The sequence below is a fragment of the Fuscovulum ytuae genome (genome assembly GCF_029953595.1).
GTDB lineage: Bacteria > Pseudomonadota > Alphaproteobacteria > Rhodobacterales > Rhodobacteraceae > Paragemmobacter > Paragemmobacter ytuae.
In genome coordinates this window covers 153909-176655 of the sequence record NZ_CP124535.1, presented here as the reverse complement: position 1 = coordinate 176655, position 22747 = coordinate 153909, and the positions used below count along the sequence as shown (strand labels likewise).

Sequence of the window (22747 nt, the reverse complement as noted above, 5' to 3'; positions counted from 1 at the left end):
GGAGCGGCACGCGACGACGACGCCAAAAGGCTTGCGCGTCAGCGCGCCGCCGGATCACCGCCCTTCACGAAGCGCGCGGATTGCGGTATGGCGCGCGGATGACGCAGAACCCGCCCAACCTCCGCCCTGATCTTGCCCGTGCCACCGTCCCTGATGACCGGCGCAGCGAGGCACGTCCTGACCAGCCCACCATCGGCATGGTCTCCTTGGGCTGCCCCAAGGCGCTGGTCGATAGCGAGCGCATCCTGACGCGCCTGCGCGCCGAAGGCTATGCGATCAGCCCCGATTACGCGGGTGCCGATGCCGTCATCGTCAACACCTGCGGCTTTCTCGACAGTGCGCGGGCCGAAAGCCTTGATGCCATTGGCGAGGCGTTGAAGGAAAACGGTCGCGTCATCGTCACGGGCTGCCTTGGCGCGGAACCTGACTATATCACCGGCGCGCATCCCAAGGTTCTGGCCGTCACCGGCCCGCATCAATATGAACAGGTGCTGGATGCCGTGCATTTGGCCGTGCCGCCGCGCCCGGACCCGTTCATCGATCTTCTGCCCGCAACCGGCGTCAGCCTGACCCCGCGCCATTACAGCTATCTGAAAATCTCGGAAGGCTGTAACCACAAGTGCAAGTTCTGCATCATCCCTGACATGCGGGGCAAATTGGTCAGCCGCCCCGCCAACGCCATCCTGCGCGAGGCGGAAAAGCTGGTCGAGGCCGGGGTGAAAGAGCTTTTGGTCATCAGCCAGGACACCTCGGCCTATGGCGTCGATCGCAAGCATGACGAAAGCGCTTGGAAAGACCGCGCGGTCCGCGCCCATATCACCGATCTGGCCCGCGAAATGGGCCAGCTTGGCGCATGGGTCCGGCTGCATTACGTCTATCCCTACCCGCATGTGCGCGACCTCGTGCCGCTGATGGCGGAAGGGTTGATCCTGCCCTATCTCGACATCCCCTTCCAGCACGCCCATCCGGATGTCCTGAAGCGTATGGCCCGCCCCGCCGCCGCCGCCCGCACGCTGGACGAGATTGCCGCTTGGCGCGCCACCTGCCCCGACATCACGCTGCGCTCCACCTTCATCGTGGGCTATCCCGGCGAGACAGAGGCCGAATTCCAGACCCTGCTTGATTGGCTGGACGAGGCGCAGCTTGATCGCGTGGGATGCTTCAAATACGAAAACGTCCCCGGCGCGCGGTCCAATGCCCTGCCCGATCATGTGCCCGAAGAGGTGAAGCAGGATCGCTGGGATCGTTTCATGGAAAAGGCGCAGGCCATTTCCGCGGCCAAGCTTGCTGCCAAGGTGGGCCAGAGGATGCAGGTCATCGTCGATGAGGTGGATGACGAAGGGGCCACCTGCCGGACCAAGGCCGATGCGCCGGAAATCGACGGCAATCTTTTCATTGATGCGGGGTTCGAAACCCTCTCCCCCGGCGATCTGGTGACGGTCGAGGTGGAAGAGGCGGGCGACTATGACCTTTGGGGTCGCCTCACGGCTTGACCCCGTCCCGGCGCGACGCAGATTGCGACGGGAAGCGCCAGCAAGGAGCCAGCAGATGACCGACGTCCCCAAGATCGCCCAGAAGGCCCCCTACCCGGTCGAGGTAGAGGCCGGAAAGTCCTATTTCTGGTGCGCCTGTGGCCAGTCGAAGAACCAGCCCTTCTGTGATGGCAGCCATAAGGGCACGTCTTTCACCCCGGTGAAGGTGACGGCGGAAGAAGGCAAGAAGATGTTTTTCTGCGGCTGCAAGGCCAGCGCCAAGGCCCCTTTCTGCGACGGGTCGCATTCCCGGCTGTGATGTCGCAGCCCGCTTGGCGCAGGGCGCGCGGCACCTAAATCTCGGCCATGACCGATGATGACACCCGCGTCCTTTACAACGACACCTGCCCCTTGTGCCGGTTCGAGATCGACCATTACCGCGCCGCCGCCGCCCGCGACGCGGCCCCCTTGCGGTTTGATCCCTTGGACAAGGCGTCACACTGGGGCCTGACCGAAGATGAGGCCGCGCGCCGCCTGCATGTGATGCAGGATGGCAAGGTGCTTTCGGGGCTAGCGGCGTTTCGCGCCATCTGGGCGGGGCTGCCGCGCTGGCGCTGGCTGGCCCGCCTCACCGGCCTGCCGGTGATCCGGCCAGCGATGGCCTTCCTCTACGACCGGATCGCCGCGCCGATGCTGTATCGCGCGCATCTGCGGCGACAGCGACGCCATTAGGGGCCAGCGCGCAGGCACCGCCCGCAAGGCGCAGACCTGCGCCCTTACCCGATCAGGATCACCAGCCAGGCCACGCCGCCTGCGATGGCCGTCACCGCCACCACGGCGGACCCGGCATCCTTGGCCCGCTTCGCCCGTGGGTCGATCTCTTCCGAGATATAATCCACCACTTCCTCGATCGCCGTATTGGCCAGTTCCGCCGCCAGAAGCAGCAGCCCCAGCGCAAGGATCAGCGCCCGTTCCCCCGGGCTGAGTTCCAGCGAAAAGGCCAGTGCCGCCGACAGCACATTGACCAGCGCCCATTGCCGCAGTGATTTCTCGCGCACCCAAGCGGACCGCCAACCGTCCCACGACCATTTCGTCGTGTTCCCAATGCGCCGCAGCTCGGCCAGCAACCAGTTCATCATCCGCTTTTCTCCGCGACCCAGCCCCTGCCTTACCCCGCGCCGTTCTGCGCGTCGAGATAGGCGCGCACGCAGGTGACCACATGGGCAAAGCGGTCGCCCCCCAGATGCACGCCCCCATACCAGCGGGTCACCACCACGACATGGTCAACCAGCCCCGCCCGTTCCAGCATCTTCAGGATCACCGCTCCGGCGCCCGCCTCGCCATCGTCGCCCTTTTGCGGCCCGCCCTCCGACAGAAGACAGGCCCAGCTGTTATGCGTGGCCTTGGCATAGCGCTTTTCGCGCTTCAACTCGGCAAGGAAAGCCTCCACCCCGGCGCGGCCCTGCACAGGCCCGCCCGAAACGGCATAGCGCGACCCCCGGTCCCGCAGCACTTCGCCCAGTTTCAGCATCCCGCCACCCCTTTCGCGGCAGGACCCTGTCATGTCGGCAGGCAAGGCTCAAGCCCACCGCCCCGCGCCTCAGCGCGCGGCCAAGCCCTCCAACGGGGCCTTGTTCGGGCAGAAGGCAGGCAGCGCCTCAGCCGTCACCTGCCGCGCCAGCCATCCGGTGCAGGTCTCGGCCCGCCCGCAGGTCTGACAGCGCTCGACCAAATCAGCCAGTTCCGCCCGGCTCAACCAGCCTTCGATCACCGCATCGGCCAGATTGACCCCAATCACCCGCGCCATCCCGCGCGTCAGGCCCCAAGCCAAAGGTGCCTCGACATATCCGATCATCGCCGTCCTCCGTGTTCGCGCGACGGCAAGCCTGCCACCGACAGGACCGCGACGCATTGACGCAAATCAAGCCCGGTCAGAACCCGCGAAGCCCTGCCACCACCGCCTGCACCTGCGCCTTGCGTTCCGCATTGGGCGGATGCGACCCAAGGAACTGATCCCCCGGATCGGGCAGACGGTCAAAGAACCCCGCCCCCAGCACCGGGTCATATCCGGCGAAATAGGCGATCTCGGCCCCCAAGGCATCGGCCTCCAATTCAAAGGCGCGGGAATAGCGCCGCGCCCCGACCGTGGCCCCGATGCGCTGCGCCGATTGCACCGCCGCCGCATCCGCCCCGGTGGCCTGTGCAAGGATGCCCGCCATCATCGCCCCCGCCAAGGCCGTCTGCTGCGTCTGCGGGATATGGCCAAGGATGTGATGCGACGCCTCATGGCCCAGAACGAAGGCGATCTCATCCTCGTTCCGCGCATCGGCAATCAGCGCCAAGGTGAAGCCCAGGATCGGTCGCCCATTTTCATCCAGCGTCTGAAAGGCATTCGGCCCCTGCCCCGGCCGGTCATCGATCACGATGCGGAAATCGCAATTCACCCCGCGCGTGCGGGCGCGGCAGATATCTTCCGTCATCGGCTCTACCCGGCTGACCACACGGATGAAATTCGACGCAGCCTGCCTTGGGGCCAACGGCGCGGGCGCGGCGGCGGCCACAGGCTCTGGATAAAGCCCCCCCGAAGGATCGCCTGCCGGATAGGTCGGCACACAGCCCGCCAGACCCGCCACCGCCAAAATCAGCGCAAGATATGCCCGCATCGCCCCCGAGTCACCTTTGCCCATCTGCCCCAAACCATCACCGCGCCGGGGCCTGCCCCTGCCATGCCCCCCAAAATAGCAAGCCCCGCGCCGGGAACCAGCCCCGCATGGCCCCCTCACGCAAGCGTCAGCAAGGGACCGCTTCCCCCATTTCCCCCCATTTCCCCCATTGCCAGCCAAGGCCACCCCGCGCTAGCCTGCCCTTATGTTCACGATCGAGCACGACTTCGACGCCACTGTGATCACCCTCATCGATGAGGGGCATGAAGGCCTGATGGAAGACATCACCATCCTCGCCTTCGATGATTGCGTGACCTTGGAACAGCTTGACCCGATGACCGAAGAACCGGTCCGCATCACCCTGTCGATGACGCAATTGCGCGACCTTGCCGCGGCACTTGACCTGCCCGAAGGCAGCTACCGGATTGACGCAAGGCCCCCCAAGGGCTGATCCACCGCGTCAGTCCAGCCGAAACCGCTTGTCCCGCGACGCGGCCCCCCGCACCAGAACCAGCCGCCCCTTCGCCACGCCCAAGGCATGGGCCAAGGCTTCCGCTACCGCCGCCGTGGCGCGGCCCTCTTCCGGCGGGGCGTTCACCGCGATCCGCCAGACACCCCCCTCCAACACGCAAGAGGAAACCCGCGCGCGCGGCGTGGCCTTCACCACGAATTCCGCCCCCGGCACCGCCAGCGCCGCATATTCGCCCTTCTTCATCGCCTCTGGCCCTTCGCAGCCCCAGCGCCTAACCTGACGCCAAATCCCCCCACCCGAAAGCCCCCCGAAAGCCCCGCATGACCACCGCCTTCTATTCCGACGAACGCTGCTTCTGGCACCATGGCGGCAACTATGCCCTCACCCTGCCCGTCGGCGGGCCGATGGGCGGCCTCGTCCAGCCCGGCGCGGGCCTGCCGGAAAACCCCGAAACCAAACGCCGCCTGAAAAACCTGTTAGAGGTGACGGGGCTTCTCGCCTCCCTCGCCAGCCGCAGCGCGGCCCCCGCCACCCGCGAAGACCTGCTCCGCGTCCACCCCGCAAGCTATATCGACCGCTTCCACGCCCTCTCGCAGGATCAGGGCGGCGAGCTTGGCCCCCGCGCGCCCTTCGGCAGGGGCGGCTATGACATCGCCACCCTCTCGGCCGGCCTCGCGCAACAGGCGCTTTTGGACATCCTGTCGGGCGCGGTGACCAATGCCTATGCCCTCACCCGCCCGCCGGGGCATCATTGCCTGCCCGACCGCCCCAATGGCTTTTGCCTTCTGGCCAATATCGCCATCGCCATCCGCACGGCACAGGCGAAAACCCCCTTCCGCCGCTTTGCCGTGATCGACTGGGATGTCCATCACGGCAACGGGACCGAGGCGATCTTCCTTGACGACCCCGAGGTGCTGACCATCTCGCTGCATCAGGACCGCAACTATCCCACCGATACCGGCGGGGCCGAGGTGCGGGGAAGCGGCGCGGGCTTTGGCACGAACCTCAACATCCCGCTCCCCCCCGGCACGGGGCACAAAGGCTATCTGGAGGCTTTCACCCGCCTCGTCCTGCCCGCCCTCCACGCCCACAGACCTGACGCCATCATCATCGCCTGCGGCTTTGACGCCGCCGCCCTTGATCCCTTGGGCCGGATGCTCGCCACCGCCGATACCTTCCGCCAGATGACCCGCCTCACAAGACAGGCCGCCGAAACGCTCTGCGCGGGCCGTCTTCTGGCCGTCCACGAAGGCGGCTATTCCGAGGCCTATGTCCCCTTCTGCGGCCATGCCACCATCGCCGAACTGGCCCAAAGCCCGATCGACGCGCCCGACCCCTTGGCCGCCACATTGGCCGCCCGGCAACCTGACGCCCGTTTCGATGCCTTCCTATCCGCATGGATCGACGATCTCGACCGCCTCTTCACCTCTGCCTGATCCCTCCGAAACACCCCTTGCCCCTTCATCTTGGCCCAAATACTCAAAAACGATCCGAGCCGGCGCGCGGCACGCGCGAAGGCGAGACAAAAGGAATGCGGGCCGCATGGCCCGCGCCGCAAAATAACCCCGTTTCCCCCCGCGCCACGCCCGGGAAAGAGGCCCCATGACCCAAGACGCCTTCGCCTTCCTGTCCATGCGCCAATCCTACCCGTCCAAGGCGCTGCAAGCCCCCACCCCCGACCGCGCCGCGCTGGAACCCATCCTGCGCGCCGCCTTGCGCGTGCCCGATCACGGCAATCTGCAACCGTGGCGGCTGGTCGTGGGCTATCGCGACGCCCTTTCCATCTGGGCCGATCTGGGCGAGGCGCGGGCCCGCGAATTGGGCGATGACCCCCTCCGCATCGAAAAAGGGCGCGGGCAATTCGACCGCTCGCATTGCGCCGTGGTGGTGATCGCCGCGCCCAAACCCGCCGAGAAAGTGCCCGACATCGAACAGACCCTTTCGGCAGGCGCCCTCTGCGCGGGCCTCGTCAATGCCGCAACGGCGGCCGGATGGGGCGCGCAATGGCTGACCGGATGGGTCAGCCATGACCGCCCCTTCATCACCCGCGCCTTCGACTGCGCCCCGCAGGAATGGGTGGCCGGGATCATCCATATCGGCAGCAAAGGCGCCCCCGCGCCCGACCGCCCGCGCCCGGACATCGCGCAGGTCGTGCGATGGGCCTGATCCTTTCCTCCTTCACCGCCGCATTGGCGCAATGGTCAGACGCCCGTTTCCGCCGCGTGGTCGTCATCGCCGTGGCGCTGACATTGGCCCTGCTCATCGCGCTTTACGCGCTGATGCTGGGCGCGATCCAATGGTTCATCCCCGACACGACCACCCTGCCGATCCTCGGCCCGGTGGGCGGCCTTGATACGCTTTTGTCGATCGGATCGATCCTTCTGATGCTTGCGGCATCGGTTTTTCTGATGGTTCCTGTCGCCTCGGCCTTCACGGGGCTGTTTCTGGAAGATGTGGTGGATGCGGTCGAAGACCGCCATTTCCCGACCCTGCCGCCCGCCCGCGCGCAGACCTTCGCCGAAGGCCTGATCGGTGCGGTGAATTTCTTCGGCATCGCCCTTGTGGCGAATATCCTCGCCCTCTTCCTTTGGCCCTTCGCGGGGCCGCTGGTGCCGGTCCTGTTCTGGTCGCTCAACGGCTATCTTCTGGGGCGGGAATATTTCACCCTCGTTTCCCAGCGCCGAATCGGGCGGGGCGAGGCCAAGGCGCTCTGGCGCGCGAACCGGGCGCGGATTTGGGGCGCGGGCATCCTGATGGCGGCCCCTCTGTCGATCCCCCTCGTCAACCTTTTGATCCCCGTCTTCGGCGTGGCGACCTTCACCCACCTCTTTCACCGCCTGAACCATCGGTGATCCAGCGGAGCGGCCTGCGCCGCAAGCCTTTTGGCGTCGTCGTCGCGTGCCGCGCCTCCTCCGGGGTTAGGGGGCCTTCTGCCCCCTCTTGGCCATTCGGCCAATTCACCCCCGAGAGTATTTTTTGCCAAGATGAAGGGGCAAGGGCAGGCCGTTAAGGTTAACGCGCTGATTTTTATGCAGTTTCTGTCTTCAGATTTCCGCAAGAGGGGACAGAACGGCCCCGGACCCCGGAGGAGGCGCAGCACGCAACGACGACGCCAAAAGGACTGCGCGCAGCGCGCCGCTGTGTTTGCGGCGGTCCCGTCAGTCGGTCATCACGCCGCGCCAATCGATATCGCGCACCGAAATGACGCCGGAGGTGATGATCCCCGCCAGCGCCAGCCAGACCAAAGCCGCGATCCAGGTCGTCATCTTTGCCTTGCGCGCCACGATATGGGTGGCCGGTGCGCCTGCGGGCGTGCCGGGGACCACGCTGCCGGCATCGCCTTGGCTCACAAAGCGGATCGGCAGCACGATGAAAAAGACCATGAACCAGCTGACGGCATAAAGGACGATGGCCGAGGTGATGCTCATGGCGTCAGACCTGTTCCAGTTCGACAAGGCAGCCGTTGAAATCCTTGGGATGCAGGAACAGCACGGGCTTGCCATGCGCGCCGATCTTCGGCTCTCCGCTTCCCAGCACGCGCGCGCCTGCGGCCTTTAGCCGGTCGCGGGCGGCAAGGATATCGTCCACCTCATAGCAGATGTGGTGGATGCCCCCGGCGGGGTTCTTTTCAAGGAAACCCGCGATGGGGGAATTTTCGCCCAAGGGATAGAGGAGTTCGATTTTCGTATTGGGCAATTCGATGAAGACCACCGTCACCCCGTGATCGGGTTCGTCCTGCGCTGCGCCGACCTTGGCGCCCAGCGTGCCACGATATTGCTCGGCCGCGGCGGTCAGGTCCGGCACGGCGATGGCCACATGGTTCAGGCGTCCGATCATCTGTCACTCTCCCGCTGCGTCGCTTGATTTGGGTTATGGGTGCGAGGGGCGCGGGGTGCAAGGGGCGCTTGGGTCGCAGGGGGGGGGGCTTTACGGCATCTTAAGGGCTGTGTCGCAGGCTGGCCCTCTGCCCCAAGGAAGGAGAACCGCCATGCAGATGACACCCCCACCGCCCCTGCCGCCATCGCCCGTTTCCCTGCCCTTGCGGGATGCCGTCAATCAAAGGCTGGTCACGCTTTATCCCGGATAGGGTGGCCTAGAGCGCGGGGTCCGATGCTACGCGCACCAGACGCGACAGGTCGGACAGCCGTTCCTTCTGCCGTCCGGCGGCGTCGAAATTCGCAGGCGACAGCCAGGCGGCAAAGGCCTCGCGCAGGGCGGGCCAATCGCCATCCGTCACCGCAAACCATGCGGAATCGCGGTTCCTACCCTTGATCACCATATGGTTGCGGAACACCCCTTCGAAGGAAAAGCCAAGCCGCTGCGCCGCGCGCCGGGACGGCAAGTTCAGCGCGTTGCATTTCCATTCATAGCGGCGATAGCCATGGGAAAAGGCCCAATCCATCATCAGGAACATCGCCTCGGTCGCCGCGCGGCCACGCTGCAAAGACGGCGACAGGCAGATATGCCCCACCTCGATCGTCCCATGGTCAGGGGTGATGCGCAGGAAAGAGGCCACGCCCGCCGGATGGGCCGCCCCTTCCGGCGTGATCGCCCAAAAGACCGGGTCGCGGCCTGCCGTCGCCTCTTTCGCCCAGCGGTGATAGGCGGCGGCGGAATGGAAGGGGCCATAGGGCATGTAATCCCACAGCGCATCATGCCCTGCGAAAGCGGAAAAAAGATCGGCGGCATGGGCATCAGCATCCAGCCGGTCCAGCCGCACATGGCGCCCGATGAGGGCGGCTGCATCCGGCCAAGCGGCCGGTGTCCAGCCTGCAAGAATGTCACCTGTCATGATATGCCCCCCACCCGCGGGGCCACTCTGCCCCGCCATGCGGGCGGGCCGCAAGATCAGAACGCAAAGCCTTCGGGATAGTGGTGGAAGCCGTCGAAATCCGCCTTGCCCAAGGGCAGGCCTGCCGCGCGCAGGCTGGCATAGCCCATGGTGACGTGGAACAGGAAATTGGGCATCCCGAACAGATGCAGGAAGCTGACCCCATCCTGTTCCAGATCGGCGAAACCCGCGCAATGGGCGATCACCCGCGCCTCGGCCCCTGCGAATTCATCCGGGCGCATCGCGCCCAAAGTGGCGCGCGCCACGGCCAGACGGGGACCCAGCGCCGTGGGCAGGCCCGGCACTTCGCGCCCGGCAAGGGGGCAGGCCACGCGCAGGGCAAAGCCCGCGGCGGTGGCGAAATGCTGGCGGGCGGGAAAGCTGTCGGCGATAGGGTGGTCCAGCGCCGCGCCCGCGCCTTCGGCCATTCGCGCCACCCGGTCAAGGTAATGCCGAAAGACGGGCACGGAGGCGGTGTAAAGCGGGGGATGGGGCGACATCGGCAACCTCATGAGCGACGGTTGCCAGACTGTCAGGGAATGCGCCCTTTGGCGAGGGCGGCGTCGCCCTAGCCACCGCGCAAGGGTGGGGTTCGACCCCACCCGCCGGCGAAAGATCACTGATCCTTCGGCACCACGCGCAGGCGCAGCTCGCGCAGCTGCTCGTTGGTCGGTTCCGACGGCGCGCCCATCAGCAGGTCCTCGGCGCGCTGGTTCATCGGGAACATGATGACCTCGCGGATGTTCTGTTCATCAGCCAAGAGCATCACCGCCCGGTCAATCCCCATCGCGCAGCCGCCATGCGGGGGCGCCCCATATTTGAACGCCTTCACCATGCCGCCAAAACGCTTGTCCACCTCGGAATTCGGGTAGCCGGCCAGTTCAAAGGCCTTGTACATGATCTCCGGCTTGTGGTTGCGGATGCCGCCCGAGATCAGCTCATAGCCGTTGCAGGCAAGGTCATATTGATAGGCATGAACGGTCAGCGGATCGCCCATCAGCGCCTCCATCCCGCCCTGCGGCATGGAGAAGGGATTGTGCGAGAAGTCGATCTTCCCGTCATCGGTTTTCTCATACATCGGGAAATCGACGATCCAGGCGAAACGGAAGGTATCCGTCTCGGCCAGCCCCAACTCGCGCCCGATTTCGTTCCGCGCGCGGCCTGCAAAGGCCTCGAACTGCTCGGGCTTGCCGCCAAGGAAGAAGGCCGCATCGCCAAGACCAAGGCCAAGCTGCGCGCGGACAGCCTCGGTCCGTTCGGGGCCGATATTCTTGGCCAGCGGCCCCGCCGCCTCCATCCCCGACCCATCCTCGGCCTCACGCCAGAAGATGTAACCCATCCCCGGCAGGCCTTCCTTCTGGGCATAGGCATTCATCCGGTCACAGAACTTGCGGCTGCCGCCCGTGGGCGCGGGGATGGCGCGGATTTCGGTGCCTTCGTTTTCCAAAAGCTTGGCAAAGACGGCAAAACCGGACCCGCGGAAATGCTCGCTTACCACCTGCATCTTGATCGGGTTCCTGAGGTCTGGCTTGTCAGACCCATACCACAAGAGCGCGTCCTTATAGGCGATGCGCGGCCAGTCGGCGGGCACCTTGCAATCGGGGCGGAATTCTTCGAACAGGCCTTGGATCACGGGCTGGACGGCGGCAAAGACATCCTCCTGCTCCACAAAGCTCATCTCGATGTCCAGCTGGTAGAAATCGGTGGGCGACCGGTCCGCGCGGGGGTCTTCATCGCGGAAACAGGGGGCGATCTGGAAATAGCGGTCAAAGCCCGCCACCATGATCAACTGTTTGAACTGCTGCGGCGCCTGCGGCAGGGCATAGAACTTGCCCGGATGCAGGCGGCTTGGCACCAGAAAATCCCGTGCCCCTTCCGGAGACGAGGCCGTGATGATCGGCGTCTGAAATTCGTTGAAGCCCTGATCCCACATGCGGTTGCGCAAGCTGCGCACCACATTCGACCGCAGCATCATGTTGCGATGCAGCTTTTCCCGCCGCAGGTCGAGGAAGCGATAGGTCAGGCGGGTTTCTTCGGGATAATCCACCTCACCAAAGACCGGCATCGGCAATTCGTCGGCGGCCCCCAGCACCTCAAGCCCGGTGACATAAACCTCAACCTCACCGGTGGGGATCTTGGGGTTCACCAGCGCCGCATCGCGTGCCTTCACGCGGCCATCGATGCGGATCACCCATTCGGCCCGCACCTTTTCCACGGCGGCAAAGGCCGGGCTGTCGCTATCGGCCAAAACCTGCGTGATCCCATAATGGTCGCGCAGGTCGATGAACAACACGCCGCCATGGTCGCGCACGCGATGCACCCAACCCGACAGGCGGACCGTCTGGCCCACATGGGCTTTGTTCAACTCGGCGCAGGTGTGGCTGCGATAGGCGTGCATCATATGTCCCCTGACGAGGCTTGTGTGGATCATCGCGCCGATACACCCCTTGGCGCGCACGAAGTCAAGGCCCGCACGGGGTTGGGGGGCATTCCGTGCAGGATTGCACAAGTCCCGCGCGCCCCTGCCCGCTTTCCGCAACCGCGCACCTGCCCCATATAAGGGGCAACCGCAATTCATCCCGAAAGGGCAATGCCATGACCAAGATACCCGGCCTTCACCACGTCACCGCCATCTCTGGCCCACCGCAAGAGAATGTGGATTTCTACGCAGGCCTTCTGAAACAGCGGCTGGTGAAAAAGACGGTGAATTTCGACGCGCCCGACACCTATCACCTCTATTACGGTGACAAGGCAGGCAGCCCCGGCACGATCCTGACCTTCTTTCCCTTTGCCGAAGCAGGCCCCGGACGGGCCGGCCCCGGCATGGCCTCGGCCTATGCCTATGCGATCCCCAAGGGAGAGTTCGACGCCCTGATCGACGATCTCTCGGCAGGCGACCGCCATATCCCAGCGGCGGCCGAACGCTTTGGCCAGCGCGTCATCACCCTGCGCGACCCCGATGGCGCCCCCGTGGAACTGATCGAAACAGAGGGGGCGACCGACCGGCACGGTTTTCATTCCGTGACACTCTGGGAACGCGACCCCGATCCGACGGCGCGCCTTCTGACCGAGGCGTTCGGCTATGAGGTCGTGGGAACCGAACGCGGCGCAGGCGGCGAAAGGCTGCGGCTGAAGGCACCGGGCAGTGATCGCGCGAATATCATCGACATCTGGCGCGCCGATATCCAGACCGCCCCACGCCCCGGCAAGGGGACGATCCATCACGTGGCCTTCCGCGCCAAGACGCAAGAGGATCAGCATCACTGGCAAGACGCGCTGTTGAAATTCGGCCACCGCACGACGCCGGTGATCGACCGGCAATATTTCAACGCGATCTATTTCCGCGAACCGGGCGGCGTGCTGTTCGAAATCGCGACCGACCCGCCGGGTTTTGCCGTGGATGAACCCGTCGAAACGATGGGGTCTTCCTTGATGCTGCCGCCCCAGCATGAACGCCTGCGCGATCGGATCGAGTCGATCCTGCCGCCGCTGAAGGTGCCGGCATGAGGCGCGCAGGTCCTTCGACAGGGGCGGCGACGGGCATCGTGCTGCTGCATGGGCGCGGCGGGTCGGCGGCAGATATCCTGTCGCTGATGGACCATGCCGCGCTGCCCGACGTGGCCGCCATCGCGCCCGAGGCGGCGGGGAACAGCTGGTGGCCCACCAGCTTCCTCGCCCCCAGCGCGCAGATGGCCCCTTTCGTGACCGCGGCGCTGGCGCAGGTCGATCAGGCCATCGCCACGCTGACGGCCGCAGGCATCCCCCCGAACCGCATCTGGCTTGCAGGCTTCTCGCAAGGCGCCTGCCTCGCCACCGAAGCCTATGCCCGACAGGGCGACCGCCTTGCCGGGCTCTTGGCCTTTTCGGGTGCTCTTGTCGGGACAGGCGATGCCGAAGGCGGTCCACAACCGGCCCTTTACGGCCATGGCCCCAAAAGTTTTGACTATTCCGGTCAACGCCCCGGCAAGGTCTGGCTCTCGGTCCACGACCGCGACCCCCATATCCCGCGCCTGCGGGTCGAGGAAACGGCCCGCACCCTCACCACACTTGGCGCTACGGTGGAAACAAGGGTCTACCCCGGCGCGGGCCATGGGATCATGCGCGACGATCTGACAGCCCTGCGCCGTTTCCTGACGTCCTAAACCAGTGCGTTAACCTTAACGGCCCGCCCTTCCCCTTCATCTTGGCGAAAAATACTCTCGGGGGTGAATTGGCCGAATGGCCAAGAGGGGGCAGAAGGCCCCCTAAACCCGGAGGAGGCGCGGCACGCGGCCTCCGACGCCAAAAGGCTTGCGGCGCAGGCCGCTCCGCTTAGGTCCCCACCCAGACCGCAGGGATCAACCCCCGCAGCGCGTTGCCGACCCATAGCCGCACCCGTGGCAGATCATCGGCCATCAGCATCTCTTCCGGCACCGCCATCTCGGCGCGCAAAACCCCTGGCAAAAGCCCCGATGACAGGGGCGGCGTCCGCATCCCCTGCCCCCGGTCGAAAAAGACCGTGGTGATCGTGCCGTCGCAAACCTCGCCCCGTTCGTTCAGGAACACCACCTCGTCCAGCCCCGCAGTCAGTCTGGCCCGCGCCGCGTCATAGGCCGCGCGCTGCGTGGTCTTGACCCGCAACCATGGGTCGGACGATGACAGCCGCTCAGACGCCAACCCGACCCGCCATTCTGCCTTGGCGGGCGGAAGGTCGGCCACCGTGACCTCCACATCGCCCCGCCAACCCAGCGTCAGCCGCACCCGCATTGACCGCTGCTCTTCCACCGCGTCGCGCAAGGCGGCCACCACCGCCCCACGGTCGCAGGCAAAGCCCAATTCCCCCGCCCCCGCCGCCAGCCGCGCCAGATGCAGCGGCAGCCGGGGGAACCGCGCCCCGTCCCAAAGCAGCGTCTCGATCAGCCGGACGTCGCCAGCCGCTCCGCGTAACGGGCTTTCCACAGCGCCTCCTCCCATTCGCCCTCGGCCGTGCTGTCCTGCACCACGCCACCGCCCACGTTCAACGCCACCCGCCCGCCGGGAAACAGCGACAGCGTGCGGATCGCCACATTCCAGACCGCATCGCCACCGGGGGCCATCCAGCCCATCGCCCCGCAATAGACGCCGCGCGCGCGCCCCTCGACCTCGTGGATGATCTCCATCGCGCGGATCTTCGGTGCCCCGGTGATCGATCCGCAGGGAAACAACGCCCCCATCAGCCCCGCCAGATCGGCCCCCGCCACCAGCCGCCCCGTCACCGTCGAGCTCATCTGATGGACAGTCGCGAAGGGTTCCACCGCATAAAGCTCAGGCACCTTGACCGATCCCACCTCGGCGATCCGCGCGATATCGTTGCGCAGAAGATCGACGATCATCAGGTTCTCCGCCCGCGCCTTTTCCGATGCAAAAAGCTCTGCCGCCAGTGCCGCATCCCGCGCGGGGTCTGCATCGCGCGGCGCGGTCCCCTTCATGGGCCGGGCCGAGATCACGCCATCCCTCACCCGAAAAAACAGCTCCGGGCTGCGCGACATGACCACAGGGCCAACCCCCAGATCGCAGAACACCCCATAGCCCACCGCCTGCCGCGCCCGCAACGCGCCGTAAAGGCCCAGCGCCGTGCCCGCCTCCAGCCGCGCCGAAAGGGGAAAGGTCAGGTTGATCTGATAGCAATCACCCGCCGCGATATAGCCCGCCACCTTGGCAAAGGCCGCCCCATAGGCTGCGCGGCTGATCCCGCGGCGCAGCCGCGACAGCCGCGCCTCCCCGGCCTCCTCTGCCGCCCGCACCAGCACGGGCGCGGCCGCCTCATGCCCGTCAAAGACCCCCAGCGCAAGCAAAGGCCCCGGCCGCCGTCGCGGCAGAAGCGGACGAAGCTTCGGCTCCAGCGCATAGCCCGCCTCATAGGCGACATAGCCCGCAACCCATGCCCCGGCTGCCCGCGCGCGATCCGCCCGCGCCAAGGCGGCGCGCAGCTGGTCCGCACGCCGCGCGACGATCACCTCGCGCGGGCGGTCGAAAAGCGCGGGCAGCCCGCCCGGACCATGTTCGAAAAGGATCACGCGCCGCCTCATTAGCCGTCCGAGGGGCCGAGATAGCACCGCCCCCCTGCCCCGACCAGCCCAAGCGCGACACCCTGCCGCCCCGAACCGCCGCCACCACCGCCGAGGACGCATTTTCTGACGCAGAAAATGCCGCGAAATCTGACGCAGATTTCGCCATGCATCGTCTGTCGCCACGCCTGCCACAAAATTCTGCGTCAGAATTTTGTGCGATTTTTGCGTCAAAAATCGCCGATACCCACAACCGCTTGCGCCCCGCGCCCCACTCCCCTAAACCCCCGTCAATTTGCGCGAAGCACGAATCCTCCATCCGCGGCCCCAGTGGCTCGGGATGGCACATGCGGGACAGGACCATGCCGAAAAGAACCGATATCTCCTCCATCATGATCATCGGCGCAGGTCCCATCGTCATCGGACAGGCCTGCGAATTTGACTATTCCGGCGCGCAGGCCTGCAAGGCCCTGCGCGAAGAGGGGTACCGGGTGATCCTCGTCAACTCCAACCCCGCCACGATCATGACCGATCCGGGGCTCGCCGACGCCACCTATATCGAACCGATCACCCCCGAAGTGGTGGCCAAGATCATCGAAAAGGAACGCCCCGATGCGCTTTTGCCCACGATGGGCGGGCAGACGGGCCTGAACACCGCCCTCGCCCTTGCCGATCTGGGCGTCCTTGAAAAATTCGGCGTCGAACTCATCGGCGCGAACCGGCAGGCCATCGAAATGGCCGAAGACCGCAAACTCTTCCGCGAAGCGATGGACAGGATCGGGCTGGAAAACCCCAAGGCCACCATCGTTGCCGCCCCGAAACTCCCCTCTGGTAAATATGACATCGCCTCCGGCGTGGCCGAGGCGATGGCCGCCTTGGAATATGTGGGCCTGCCCGCCATCATCCGCCCCGCCTTCACCCTTGGCGGCACCGGGGGCGGCGTCGCCTATAACCGCGACGATTACGAGGCCATCGTGAAATCGGGGCTTGAGGCCAGCCCGGTCGCGCAGGTCCTTGTCGATGAATCCCTCCTCGGCTGGAAGGAATACGAGATGGAGGTGGTGCGCGACCGCGCCGACAACGCCATCATCGTCTGTTCCATCGAAAACGTCGATCCGATGGGCGTGCATACGGGGGACAGCATCACCGTCGCCCCGGCCCTTACGCTGACCGACAAGGAATACCAAATCATGCGCAACGGCTCGATCGCCGTCCTGCGCGAGATCGGGGTGGAAACCGGCGGCTCCAACGTGCAATGGGCGATCAACCCGGAAGATGGCCGCATGGTCGTCATCGAGATGAACCCCCGTGTCAGCCGCTCCTCCGCGCTGGCCTCCAAGGCCACGGGGTTCCCCATTGCCAAAATCGCCGCGAAACTCGCCGTCGGCTACACGCTGGACGAGCTGGACAATGACATCACCAAGGTCACGCCCGCCAGTTTCGAACCCTCGATCGACTATGTCGTCACGAAAATCCCGCGCTTTGCCTTCGAGAAATTCCCCGGATCGGAACCCAACCTCACCACCGCGATGAAATCGGTAGGCGAGGCCATGGCCATTGGCCGCACCATCCACGAATCCATGCAAAAGGCGCTGGCCTCCCTCGAAACCGGCCTGACGGGCTTTGACGAAATCGCAATCCCGGGTGCCCCCGACAAGGCCGCCATCATCAAGGCCCTGTCGCAGCAGACGCCCGACCGCCTGCGCGTCATCGCCCAAGCCATGCGCCACGGCCTGACGGATGACGAGATTCAGGCCGCCACCGCCTTTGACCCATGGTTCCTTGCCCGCATCCGCGAAATCATCGACACCGAAGCCGCCATCCGCAAGGACGGCCTGCCCGTCACCGCCGATGGCCTGCGCCGCCTCAAGATGCTGGGCTTCACCGATGCCCGCCTTGCCAAGCTCACGGGCCGCGACGAAGGTCAGGTCCGCCGCGCCCGCCGCAACCTCGGCGTCACCGCCGTCTTCAAGCGCATCGACACCTGCGCCGCCGAATTCGAGGCGCAGACCCCCTATATGTATTCCACCTATGAATCCCCCGTCATGGGCGATGTGGAATGCGAGGCAAGGCCCTCCGCCGCGAAAAAGGTCGTCATCCTTGGCGGCGGCCCCAACCGCATCGGGCAGGGGATCGAATTCGACTATTGCTGCTGCCACGCCTGCTATGCGCTGACGGGCGCGGGCTATGAAACCATCATGGTCAATTGCAACCCGGAAACGGTCTCGACCGATTATGACACGTCGGACCGGCTGTATTTCGAACCGCTCACGCTGGAACATGTCCTTGAAATCCTGCGCGTCGAACAGGAAAACGGCACGCTGCATGGCGTCATTGTGCAATTTGGCGGCCAGACGCCGCTGAAACTGGCGAATGCCCTGCATGAAGAGGGCATCCCGATCCTTGGCACCACGCCCGATGCCATCGACCTTGCCGAAGATCGCGAGCGGTTCCAGAAATTGCTGAACGATCTTGGCCTGAAGCAGCCCGTCAACGGCACGGCCCGGTCGCGCGATGAGGCCTTCGCCATTGCCGCCCAAGTGGGCTATCCGCTGGTGATCCGCCCCTCCTTCGTCCTTGGCGGACGCGCCATGGAAATCGTGCGCTCCGACGAACAGCTGGAACGCTATATCACGACCGCCGTGCAAGTGTCCGGCGACAGCCCGGTGCTGCTGGACAGCTATCTGTCCGGCGCGGTCGAGGTGGATGTCGATGCCCTCTCGGATGGCCAGAACGTCCATGTCGCGGGCATCATGGAACATATCGAAGAGGCGGGCGTCCATTCGGGCGACTCGGCCTGCTGCCTGCCGCCCCACCAGCTTTCCGCCGAAACGGTCGAAGAGTTGAAGCGCCAGACCGTCATCATGGCCCGCGCCCTGAATGTGGTGGGCTTGATGAACGTGCAATTCGCCATCAAGGACGGGGTGATCTATGTGCTGGAGGTGAACCCCCGCGCCTCCCGCACCGTGCCCTTCGTGGCCAAGGCAACCGACAGCGCCATCGCCTCTATCGCCGCGCGTCTGATGGCGGGCGAACCCCTGTCCACCTTCCCGCCCCGCGCGCCCTATCCGGCTGGCGTCGGCCCGGATACCGACCTGCCGCTGGCCGATCCGCTGACGCTCGCCAACCCGCAGACCCCTTGGTTCAGCGTGAAAGAGGCCGTCCTGCCCTTCGCCCGCTTCCCCGGCGTCGATCCCCTGCTCGGCCCCGAAATGCGCTCTACGGGTGAGGTGATGGGCTGGGACCGCACCTTCCCCTTGGCCTTCCTCAAGGCCCAGATGGGCGCAGGCACGATGCTGCCAGAGTCGGGCCGGGTGTTCCTATCGGTCAAGGACATGGACAAGACGGCCGTGCTAGCCGACGCGGCCCGCGACCTCGTGGCCATGGGGTTCGAGATCGTGGCCACCCGCGGCACCGCCGATTGGCTGAAGGCCCAAGGGGTCAAGGCGGAAAGCGTGGCCAAGGTCTATGAAGGCCGCCCGAACATCGTGGATCGGCTGAAGAACGGCGACATCGCGCTGGTGATGAACACGACCGAAGGCACGCAAGCCGTGTCCGACAGCCGCGACATCCGCCGCGTGGCCCTGATGGACAAGATCCCTTATTTCACCACCGCCGCCGCCAGCATCGCCGCCGTCGCCGCGATGAAGGCGCGGGGTGAGGGGTATGGCGTGCGGACGTTGCAGGGCTGACGCCCCGTAGGATGGGCAATATTGCCCATCCTACCCAAGCCCCCTCCCCCTTACCCGCTCCTCCGCCCGCACCCGCGCCTCGACCGCGCGCTCGGCCGCATCCGGCCCCTCGCCCGCGCCGAAACTTGCCGCCGTCTCCCCCCAAAGCGGCCTTTCCCCGGCCAATTCCACGCGGAATTGCGGCGCCGTCTCTGCCCCCCGGATCACCCCCGCCAGCCGCGCATGCATATAGGCCCGCAGCACCCGGTTGATGCGCGGCCCATAGCCCAGACCCATCGACCGGAAGAACTTCACCACATCCCTGTCCAGCCGGATGGCCAGCCGCTCCGTCCCGACCCGCGGCTCTTCTTCCGCGATCTCATGCCATTCCGGCGGGATGCGCCCCGTCGCCGCGATCTGGTGATGCAGGTCCCATTCCAGCCGCCGCATGGCATCCGCCATGTAATGGTAATGCACCGCCTGCTTCCCCCGCATCCGCCCCGGTTCCATCGCCGCCTCCCGCGCCCTGACCATCGCCCGACCCTGCGGGACCTCCCTTAACAACCCATTTCCCCACCGCCCGCTGCGTGGCCACAAACCGCTGCACAAAACCCGGCACAAAACAGGGCACATTGACTTTGCGCCGCAAAACCCCCATCTCCCCCGCACGCCCGCCCTCCGCTGCCGCGTGAGCAGCCCGTTTACGGAGCCGGACCGGGCACCAGGTTCCCACCATCACGCAGGGGTTCCGCGTCGTGCAATCGGCGCACCCACTGCCACTGGCTGCCCCAAGGCGCGGCCCCCTTTGGCCTTTTTGAAAGAAGGCCGGAAAGACAAGAAACATGACCACCTTCGCCGATCTCGGCCTTTCGCCCAAGCTTCTGAAAGCGCTTGAAAAAACCACTCTTAAAGACCCGACGCCTATTCAGGTGCAGGCCATCCCCCATGTGATGAAGGGCCGCGATCTGATGGGTCTTGCCCAGACCGGCACGGGCAAGACGGCGGCCTTCGGCCTGCCGTTGCTGCACCGCCTGCTGGACATCGGCCATCCGCCGGGACCGCGCAACGTGCGCGCCCTGATCCTTGCGCCGACGCGGGAACTCGTCACGCAAATCTCTGATAACCTTACGATTTTCACCAAGGGCACGCCTGTCAAAGTGCTCACGGTCGTGGGTGGCGCCTCGCTCAACCGTCAGGCCATGGCGCTGGCGCGGGGGGCGGATGTGCTGGTTGCCACCCCCGGCCGTCTGATCGATCTCTTGGAACGCGGCGATGTCTCGCTTCAGGCCACGGGTTACCTCGTGCTGGATGAGGCGGACCATATGCTCGACATGGGTTTTATCCATGCGCTGCGCAAAATCGCCAAGCACATCCCCCTGAAAAGACAGACACTTCTCTTCTCGGCCACGATGCCCAAGGATATCGAGGAGATCGCCGGAACCTATCTGCGCGACCCGGTCCGCGTGCAGGTGGCCCCCCCGGGCAAGCCCGCCGAAAAGATCGTGCAGGGCGTGCATTTCATCCCCAATGGCGACAAGGCCAAGCTGCTCGAAGACTATCTGAAGAAACACCCGGGCGAGCAGGCGCTTGTTTTCGGCCGGACCAAGCACGGTTCAGAGAAACTTAGCAAATTGCTGGCACAATGGGGATTCAAGGTCGGCTCGATTCACGGCAACAAAAGCCAGAACCAGCGCGACCGCACCTTGACAGAGTTTCGCAATGGCGAACTCGATGTCCTTGTGGCGACGGATGTCGCAGCGCGCGGGATCGATATTCCCGGCGTGCGGCATGTCTATAACTATGATCTGCCCAATGTGCCGGAAAACTATGTCCACCGCATCGGCCGCACGGCCCGCGCGGGGGCCGAAGGCAACGCCGTTGCCTTCTGCGCCCCGGCCGAGATGGGGGAACTTCAAGCCATTGAAAAGGTTCTGAAAAAACAGATTCCGGTGATTGGCGGCGCGCCTTGGGCCGCCGATGTCGTCGCCGCTGCGCCCAAGCCCGGCCAAAACCGCGGGCAAAGGCAGGGCCAAAACCGTGGCCAGAACCAAGGCCCGCGCCCCGGCAAGCCCGGCGGCGCCAAACCGCAATCCCGCCCCGAACACGCCTCGCAGGCCCCCAAGCCGCAACCCCGAACCGGCGCGAAACCTGCCCGCCCGATGGGCGGCGGCCAATCCCCCACCCGCCCCGGCGGCACGGGCAAACCCCGCCGCCAAGGCAACCGTCGCCCCGCCTGATCCTGACCCGACGTTATCGGCGCTTTTCTGCGCTGCCGTTGCAAAAGGTTACTGGAAAAACCCGTGAACCTGTCGCAGGCTGCGCGCAGGGCAATAGCTCGCATTTGATGACCAAATGGCAATCGGTAGACGGTCCGGGTTTTCCCGGCAGGAGGGTGTGATCATGTCGACAACGGTTCGCGAAGACGCTGAAAAGGTTCTGGCCGAGGTGGAGACGGTCACCTCTGCCCTCCTGCCCGCGCCAGTGGCCGACATCGTGCCCCTCGATGCTGCCCCCGCCGACCGTGCCGCCGAAATTCGCCAGCGTATGCAAGAAGTTGACCTGACCAACACGCAATCGATCATCTCTTTCGGATCGGGCGCGCAGGCCGAATTGCAGGTCATCTCGCAAGACATGCTGGCGGGCGTGAAAAACAAAGATGTCGGCCCCGCGGGCGATGCCCTGCGCGAGATCGTAACCACCATCCGCGGCTTTTCCACCGATGAACTGGACCTGTCGCGCGAACGCAGCTGGTGGGACAAGCTGACAGGTCAGGCCGCCCCCATCGCGAAATTCGTCGCCCGCTACGAAGAGGTGCAGGGGCAGATCGACCGCATCACGGAAAACCTTTTGAAGCATGAACATACGCTGTTGAAGGACATCAAGGCGCTGGATCTGCTCTATGAAAAGACCCTACGCTTTTACGACGAACTCGCCCTCTACATTGCGGCGGGCGAAGCGAAGTTGACTGAAACCGACCAGATCACCATCCCCGCCAAAGAGGCCGAGGTTGCCGCCGCCCCCGAATCTGATCAGGTGAAACGGGCGCAGGAACTGCGCGACCTGCGCGCCGCGCGGGACGATCTGGAACGCCGGGTGCATGACCTGAAACTGACCCGTCAGGTCACGATGCAATCCCTGCCCTCGATCCGTCTGGTGCAGGAAAACGACAAAAGCCTTGTCACCAAGATCAACTCCACCCTCGTTAACACCGTGCCGCTTTGGGAAACCCAATTGGCGCAGGCCGTGACGATCCAGCGCAGCAAAGAAACCGCCGAGGCGGTGCGCGAAGCCAATGATTTGACGAATGAATTGCTGAAGTCGAACGCCGAGAACCTGCAACAGGCCAACCGCGTGGTGCGCGAAGAAATGGAACGCGGCGTCTTTGATATTGAATCCGTGCGCGCCGCCAATGAAACCCTGATCGCCACGATCGAGGAAAGCCTCCGCATCGCCGATGAAGGCAAGGCCCGCCGTGCCGCCGCGGAAACCGAGCTTGTGAAAATGGAGGGCGATCTGCGCGACACCCTCTCTGCCGCCCGCGCCCGCACCACGGGCGCGCCCCCGCCCGCCTGACCCTTTTCCCACCCCCTCCCCTCCAGCCGAAGCCCGAAA

The 22747-nt window shown here is 65.3% G+C and carries 25 protein-coding genes; 12 read left to right on the top strand and 13 right to left on the bottom strand.

All coding sequences use genetic code 11. From position 1 onward, the window contains the following. Positions 1–98 precede the first annotated feature (98 nt). The 3 genes from rimO to QF092_RS00845 are packed head-to-tail and all read left to right on the top strand — an operon-like array spanning position 99 to position 2204. Positions 99–1493: a 30S ribosomal protein S12 methylthiotransferase RimO gene (rimO, locus tag QF092_RS00855; protein WP_281466691.1), complete on the top strand. Its 1395-nt coding sequence runs from the start codon at positions 99–101 to the stop codon at positions 1491–1493. A 55-nt stretch (positions 1494–1548) separates the two neighbouring features. Continuing rightward, positions 1549–1791: a CDGSH iron-sulfur domain-containing protein gene (locus tag QF092_RS00850; RefSeq protein ID WP_281466689.1), complete on the top strand. Its 243-nt coding sequence runs from the start codon at positions 1549–1551 to the stop codon at positions 1789–1791. Between the two features lie 47 nt (positions 1792–1838). Next, positions 1839–2204, top strand: a complete 366-nt coding sequence (locus QF092_RS00845) for a thiol-disulfide oxidoreductase DCC family protein (protein WP_281466688.1) — start codon at positions 1839–1841, stop codon at positions 2202–2204. 44 nt (positions 2205–2248) lie between these two features. Here QF092_RS00845 and QF092_RS00840 read toward each other — a convergent pair whose 3' ends face one another. The 4 genes from QF092_RS00840 to QF092_RS00825 all read right to left on the bottom strand — a co-directional run bounded on the left by QF092_RS00840 (position 2249) and on the right by QF092_RS00825 (position 4135). Beyond that, positions 2249–2611 carry a diacylglycerol kinase gene (locus QF092_RS00840; RefSeq protein ID WP_281466685.1) on the bottom strand — a complete coding sequence of 121 codons (363 nt, stop codon included), beginning with the start codon at positions 2609–2611 and terminating at the stop codon, positions 2249–2251. Positions 2612–2640: 29 nt separating this feature from the next. Then, positions 2641–3003, bottom strand: coding sequence for a YigZ family protein (locus QF092_RS00835; protein ID WP_281466683.1), 363 nt, complete (start codon positions 3001–3003; stop codon positions 2641–2643). 69 nt (positions 3004–3072) lie between these two features. Continuing rightward, on the bottom strand, positions 3073–3327 hold the full coding sequence (locus QF092_RS00830; RefSeq protein WP_281466682.1) for a DUF6455 family protein: 255 nt from the start codon (positions 3325–3327) through the stop codon (positions 3073–3075). Positions 3328–3403: 76 nt separating this feature from the next. Then, the gene (locus QF092_RS00825; RefSeq protein ID WP_281466680.1) at positions 3404–4135 is read right to left on the bottom strand and encodes a M48 family metallopeptidase; all 732 of its coding nucleotides are present in this window, start codon (positions 4133–4135) and stop codon (positions 3404–3406) included. A 205-nt stretch (positions 4136–4340) separates the two neighbouring features. Between QF092_RS00825 and QF092_RS00820 the strand changes: the two genes are divergently transcribed. Then, positions 4341–4586 (top strand): hypothetical protein, encoded by a 246-nt coding sequence (locus tag QF092_RS00820; protein ID WP_281466678.1) that lies wholly within the window; start codon positions 4341–4343, stop codon positions 4584–4586. A 9-nt stretch (positions 4587–4595) separates the two neighbouring features. Here QF092_RS00820 and QF092_RS00815 read toward each other — a convergent pair whose 3' ends face one another. Then, on the bottom strand, positions 4596–4850 hold the full coding sequence (locus tag QF092_RS00815; RefSeq protein ID WP_281466676.1) for a DUF167 domain-containing protein: 255 nt from the start codon (positions 4848–4850) through the stop codon (positions 4596–4598). 77 nt (positions 4851–4927) lie between these two features. Here QF092_RS00815 and QF092_RS00810 point away from each other — a divergent pair, with 77 nt between their 5' ends. The 3 genes from QF092_RS00810 to QF092_RS00800 all read left to right on the top strand — a co-directional run bounded on the left by QF092_RS00810 (position 4928) and on the right by QF092_RS00800 (position 7459). Further along, on the top strand, positions 4928–6043 hold the full coding sequence (locus tag QF092_RS00810; protein WP_281466674.1) for a class II histone deacetylase: 1116 nt from the start codon (positions 4928–4930) through the stop codon (positions 6041–6043). A gap of 166 nt (positions 6044–6209) precedes the next feature. Continuing rightward, positions 6210–6773, top strand: coding sequence for a nitroreductase family protein (locus QF092_RS00805; RefSeq protein ID WP_281466672.1), 564 nt, complete (start codon positions 6210–6212; stop codon positions 6771–6773). Further along, positions 6773–7459 (top strand): EI24 domain-containing protein, encoded by a 687-nt coding sequence (locus QF092_RS00800; RefSeq protein WP_420026552.1) that lies wholly within the window; start codon positions 6773–6775, stop codon positions 7457–7459. The genes QF092_RS00805 and QF092_RS00800 overlap by 1 nt, the downstream gene beginning before the upstream one ends. 306 nt (positions 7460–7765) lie before the next feature. Here QF092_RS00800 and QF092_RS00795 read toward each other — a convergent pair whose 3' ends face one another. The 5 genes from QF092_RS00795 to aspS form a co-directional block, all read right to left on the bottom strand. Next, positions 7766–8035 carry a DUF1467 family protein gene (locus QF092_RS00795; RefSeq protein ID WP_281466669.1) on the bottom strand — a complete coding sequence of 90 codons (270 nt, stop codon included), beginning with the start codon at positions 8033–8035 and terminating at the stop codon, positions 7766–7768. Positions 8036–8039: 4 nt separating this feature from the next. Next, on the bottom strand, positions 8040–8444 hold the full coding sequence (gene mce / locus QF092_RS00790; protein ID WP_281466667.1) for a methylmalonyl-CoA epimerase: 405 nt from the start codon (positions 8442–8444) through the stop codon (positions 8040–8042). A 256-nt stretch (positions 8445–8700) separates the two neighbouring features. Beyond that, positions 8701–9399 carry a GNAT family N-acetyltransferase gene (locus QF092_RS00785; protein ID WP_281466665.1) on the bottom strand — a complete coding sequence of 233 codons (699 nt, stop codon included), beginning with the start codon at positions 9397–9399 and terminating at the stop codon, positions 8701–8703. 56 nt (positions 9400–9455) lie between these two features. After that, the gene (locus tag QF092_RS00780) at positions 9456–9938 is read right to left on the bottom strand and encodes a DUF1993 family protein (RefSeq protein ID WP_281466663.1); all 483 of its coding nucleotides are present in this window, start codon (positions 9936–9938) and stop codon (positions 9456–9458) included. A gap of 116 nt (positions 9939–10054) precedes the next feature. Beyond that, on the bottom strand, positions 10055–11836 hold the full coding sequence (aspS, locus tag QF092_RS00775) for an aspartate--tRNA ligase (RefSeq protein ID WP_281470117.1): 1782 nt from the start codon (positions 11834–11836) through the stop codon (positions 10055–10057). A gap of 197 nt (positions 11837–12033) precedes the next feature. Here aspS and QF092_RS00770 point away from each other — a divergent pair, with 197 nt between their 5' ends. Both QF092_RS00770 and QF092_RS00765 read left to right on the top strand, forming a co-directional pair. Beyond that, entirely contained in the window at positions 12034–12945 is a 912-nt protein-coding gene (locus QF092_RS00770; protein ID WP_281466660.1) for a ring-cleaving dioxygenase, read from the top strand. Next, entirely contained in the window at positions 12942–13580 is a 639-nt protein-coding gene (locus QF092_RS00765; protein WP_281466658.1) for an alpha/beta hydrolase, read from the top strand. Before QF092_RS00770 ends, QF092_RS00765 begins: the two co-directional genes overlap by 4 nt. 169 nt (positions 13581–13749) lie before the next feature. Here QF092_RS00765 and QF092_RS00760 read toward each other — a convergent pair whose 3' ends face one another. Both QF092_RS00760 and QF092_RS00755 read right to left on the bottom strand, forming a co-directional pair. Beyond that, entirely contained in the window at positions 13750–14376 is a 627-nt protein-coding gene (locus QF092_RS00760; protein ID WP_281466656.1) for an aminotransferase class IV family protein, read from the bottom strand. After that, positions 14334–15473, bottom strand: coding sequence for an aminodeoxychorismate synthase component I (locus tag QF092_RS00755; RefSeq protein ID WP_281466654.1), 1140 nt, complete (start codon positions 15471–15473; stop codon positions 14334–14336). The genes QF092_RS00760 and QF092_RS00755 overlap by 43 nt, the downstream gene beginning before the upstream one ends. Before the next feature lie 353 nt (positions 15474–15826). On the opposite strand from QF092_RS00755, the gene carB reads away from it, so the two are divergent. Continuing rightward, a complete protein-coding gene (gene carB / locus QF092_RS00750) occupies positions 15827–19156 on the top strand; it encodes a carbamoyl-phosphate synthase large subunit (protein WP_281466652.1) in 3330 nt (1109 codons plus the stop codon). 30 nt (positions 19157–19186) lie between these two features. Here carB and QF092_RS00745 read toward each other — a convergent pair whose 3' ends face one another. Next, a complete protein-coding gene (locus QF092_RS00745) occupies positions 19187–19669 on the bottom strand; it encodes a BrnA antitoxin family protein (protein WP_281466650.1) in 483 nt (160 codons plus the stop codon). 308 nt (positions 19670–19977) lie between these two features. On the opposite strand from QF092_RS00745, the gene QF092_RS00740 reads away from it, so the two are divergent. Both QF092_RS00740 and QF092_RS00735 read left to right on the top strand, forming a co-directional pair. Further along, complete coding sequence (locus QF092_RS00740) at positions 19978–21372, top strand: DEAD/DEAH box helicase (protein ID WP_281466648.1); 1395 nt, start codon at positions 19978–19980, stop codon at positions 21370–21372. A 163-nt stretch (positions 21373–21535) separates the two neighbouring features. After that, positions 21536–22708: a toxic anion resistance protein gene (locus QF092_RS00735; protein WP_281466646.1), complete on the top strand. Its 1173-nt coding sequence runs from the start codon at positions 21536–21538 to the stop codon at positions 22706–22708. The last annotated feature ends 39 nt before the right edge of the window (positions 22709–22747 follow it).

Coding starts and splice junctions, on each gene's coding strand:
- QF092_RS00840 (WP_281466685.1), bottom strand. CDS start 2,611: ATGATGAACTGGTTGCTGGCCGAGCTGCGGCGCATTGGGAACACGACG.
- QF092_RS00745 (WP_281466650.1), bottom strand. CDS start 19,669: ATGGTCAGGGCGCGGGAGGCGGCGATGGAACCGGGGCGGATGCGGGGG.
- aspS (WP_281470117.1), bottom strand. CDS start 11,836: ATGCACGCCTATCGCAGCCACACCTGCGCCGAGTTGAACAAAGCCCAT.
- QF092_RS00805 (WP_281466672.1), top strand. CDS start 6,210: ATGACCCAAGACGCCTTCGCCTTCCTGTCCATGCGCCAATCCTACCCG.
- QF092_RS00735 (WP_281466646.1), top strand. CDS start 21,536: ATGTCGACAACGGTTCGCGAAGACGCTGAAAAGGTTCTGGCCGAGGTG.
- QF092_RS00820 (WP_281466678.1), top strand. CDS start 4,341: ATGTTCACGATCGAGCACGACTTCGACGCCACTGTGATCACCCTCATC.
- QF092_RS00810 (WP_281466674.1), top strand. CDS start 4,928: ATGACCACCGCCTTCTATTCCGACGAACGCTGCTTCTGGCACCATGGC.
- QF092_RS00850 (WP_281466689.1), top strand. CDS start 1,549: ATGACCGACGTCCCCAAGATCGCCCAGAAGGCCCCCTACCCGGTCGAG.
- QF092_RS00815 (WP_281466676.1), bottom strand. CDS start 4,850: ATGAAGAAGGGCGAATATGCGGCGCTGGCGGTGCCGGGGGCGGAATTC.
- QF092_RS00795 (WP_281466669.1), bottom strand. CDS start 8,035: ATGAGCATCACCTCGGCCATCGTCCTTTATGCCGTCAGCTGGTTCATG.
- QF092_RS00845 (WP_281466688.1), top strand. CDS start 1,839: ATGACCGATGATGACACCCGCGTCCTTTACAACGACACCTGCCCCTTG.
- QF092_RS00785 (WP_281466665.1), bottom strand. CDS start 9,399: ATGACAGGTGACATTCTTGCAGGCTGGACACCGGCCGCTTGGCCGGAT.
- QF092_RS00765 (WP_281466658.1), top strand. CDS start 12,942: ATGAGGCGCGCAGGTCCTTCGACAGGGGCGGCGACGGGCATCGTGCTG.
- rimO (WP_281466691.1), top strand. CDS start 99: ATGACGCAGAACCCGCCCAACCTCCGCCCTGATCTTGCCCGTGCCACC.
- QF092_RS00825 (WP_281466680.1), bottom strand. CDS start 4,135: ATGCGGGCATATCTTGCGCTGATTTTGGCGGTGGCGGGTCTGGCGGGC.
- QF092_RS00740 (WP_281466648.1), top strand. CDS start 19,978: ATGACCACCTTCGCCGATCTCGGCCTTTCGCCCAAGCTTCTGAAAGCG.
- QF092_RS00770 (WP_281466660.1), top strand. CDS start 12,034: ATGACCAAGATACCCGGCCTTCACCACGTCACCGCCATCTCTGGCCCA.
- carB (WP_281466652.1), top strand. CDS start 15,827: ATGCCGAAAAGAACCGATATCTCCTCCATCATGATCATCGGCGCAGGT.
- QF092_RS00780 (WP_281466663.1), bottom strand. CDS start 9,938: ATGTCGCCCCATCCCCCGCTTTACACCGCCTCCGTGCCCGTCTTTCGG.
- QF092_RS00835 (WP_281466683.1), bottom strand. CDS start 3,003: ATGCTGAAACTGGGCGAAGTGCTGCGGGACCGGGGGTCGCGCTATGCC.
- QF092_RS00830 (WP_281466682.1), bottom strand. CDS start 3,327: ATGATCGGATATGTCGAGGCACCTTTGGCTTGGGGCCTGACGCGCGGG.
- mce (WP_281466667.1), bottom strand. CDS start 8,444: ATGATCGGACGCCTGAACCATGTGGCCATCGCCGTGCCGGACCTGACC.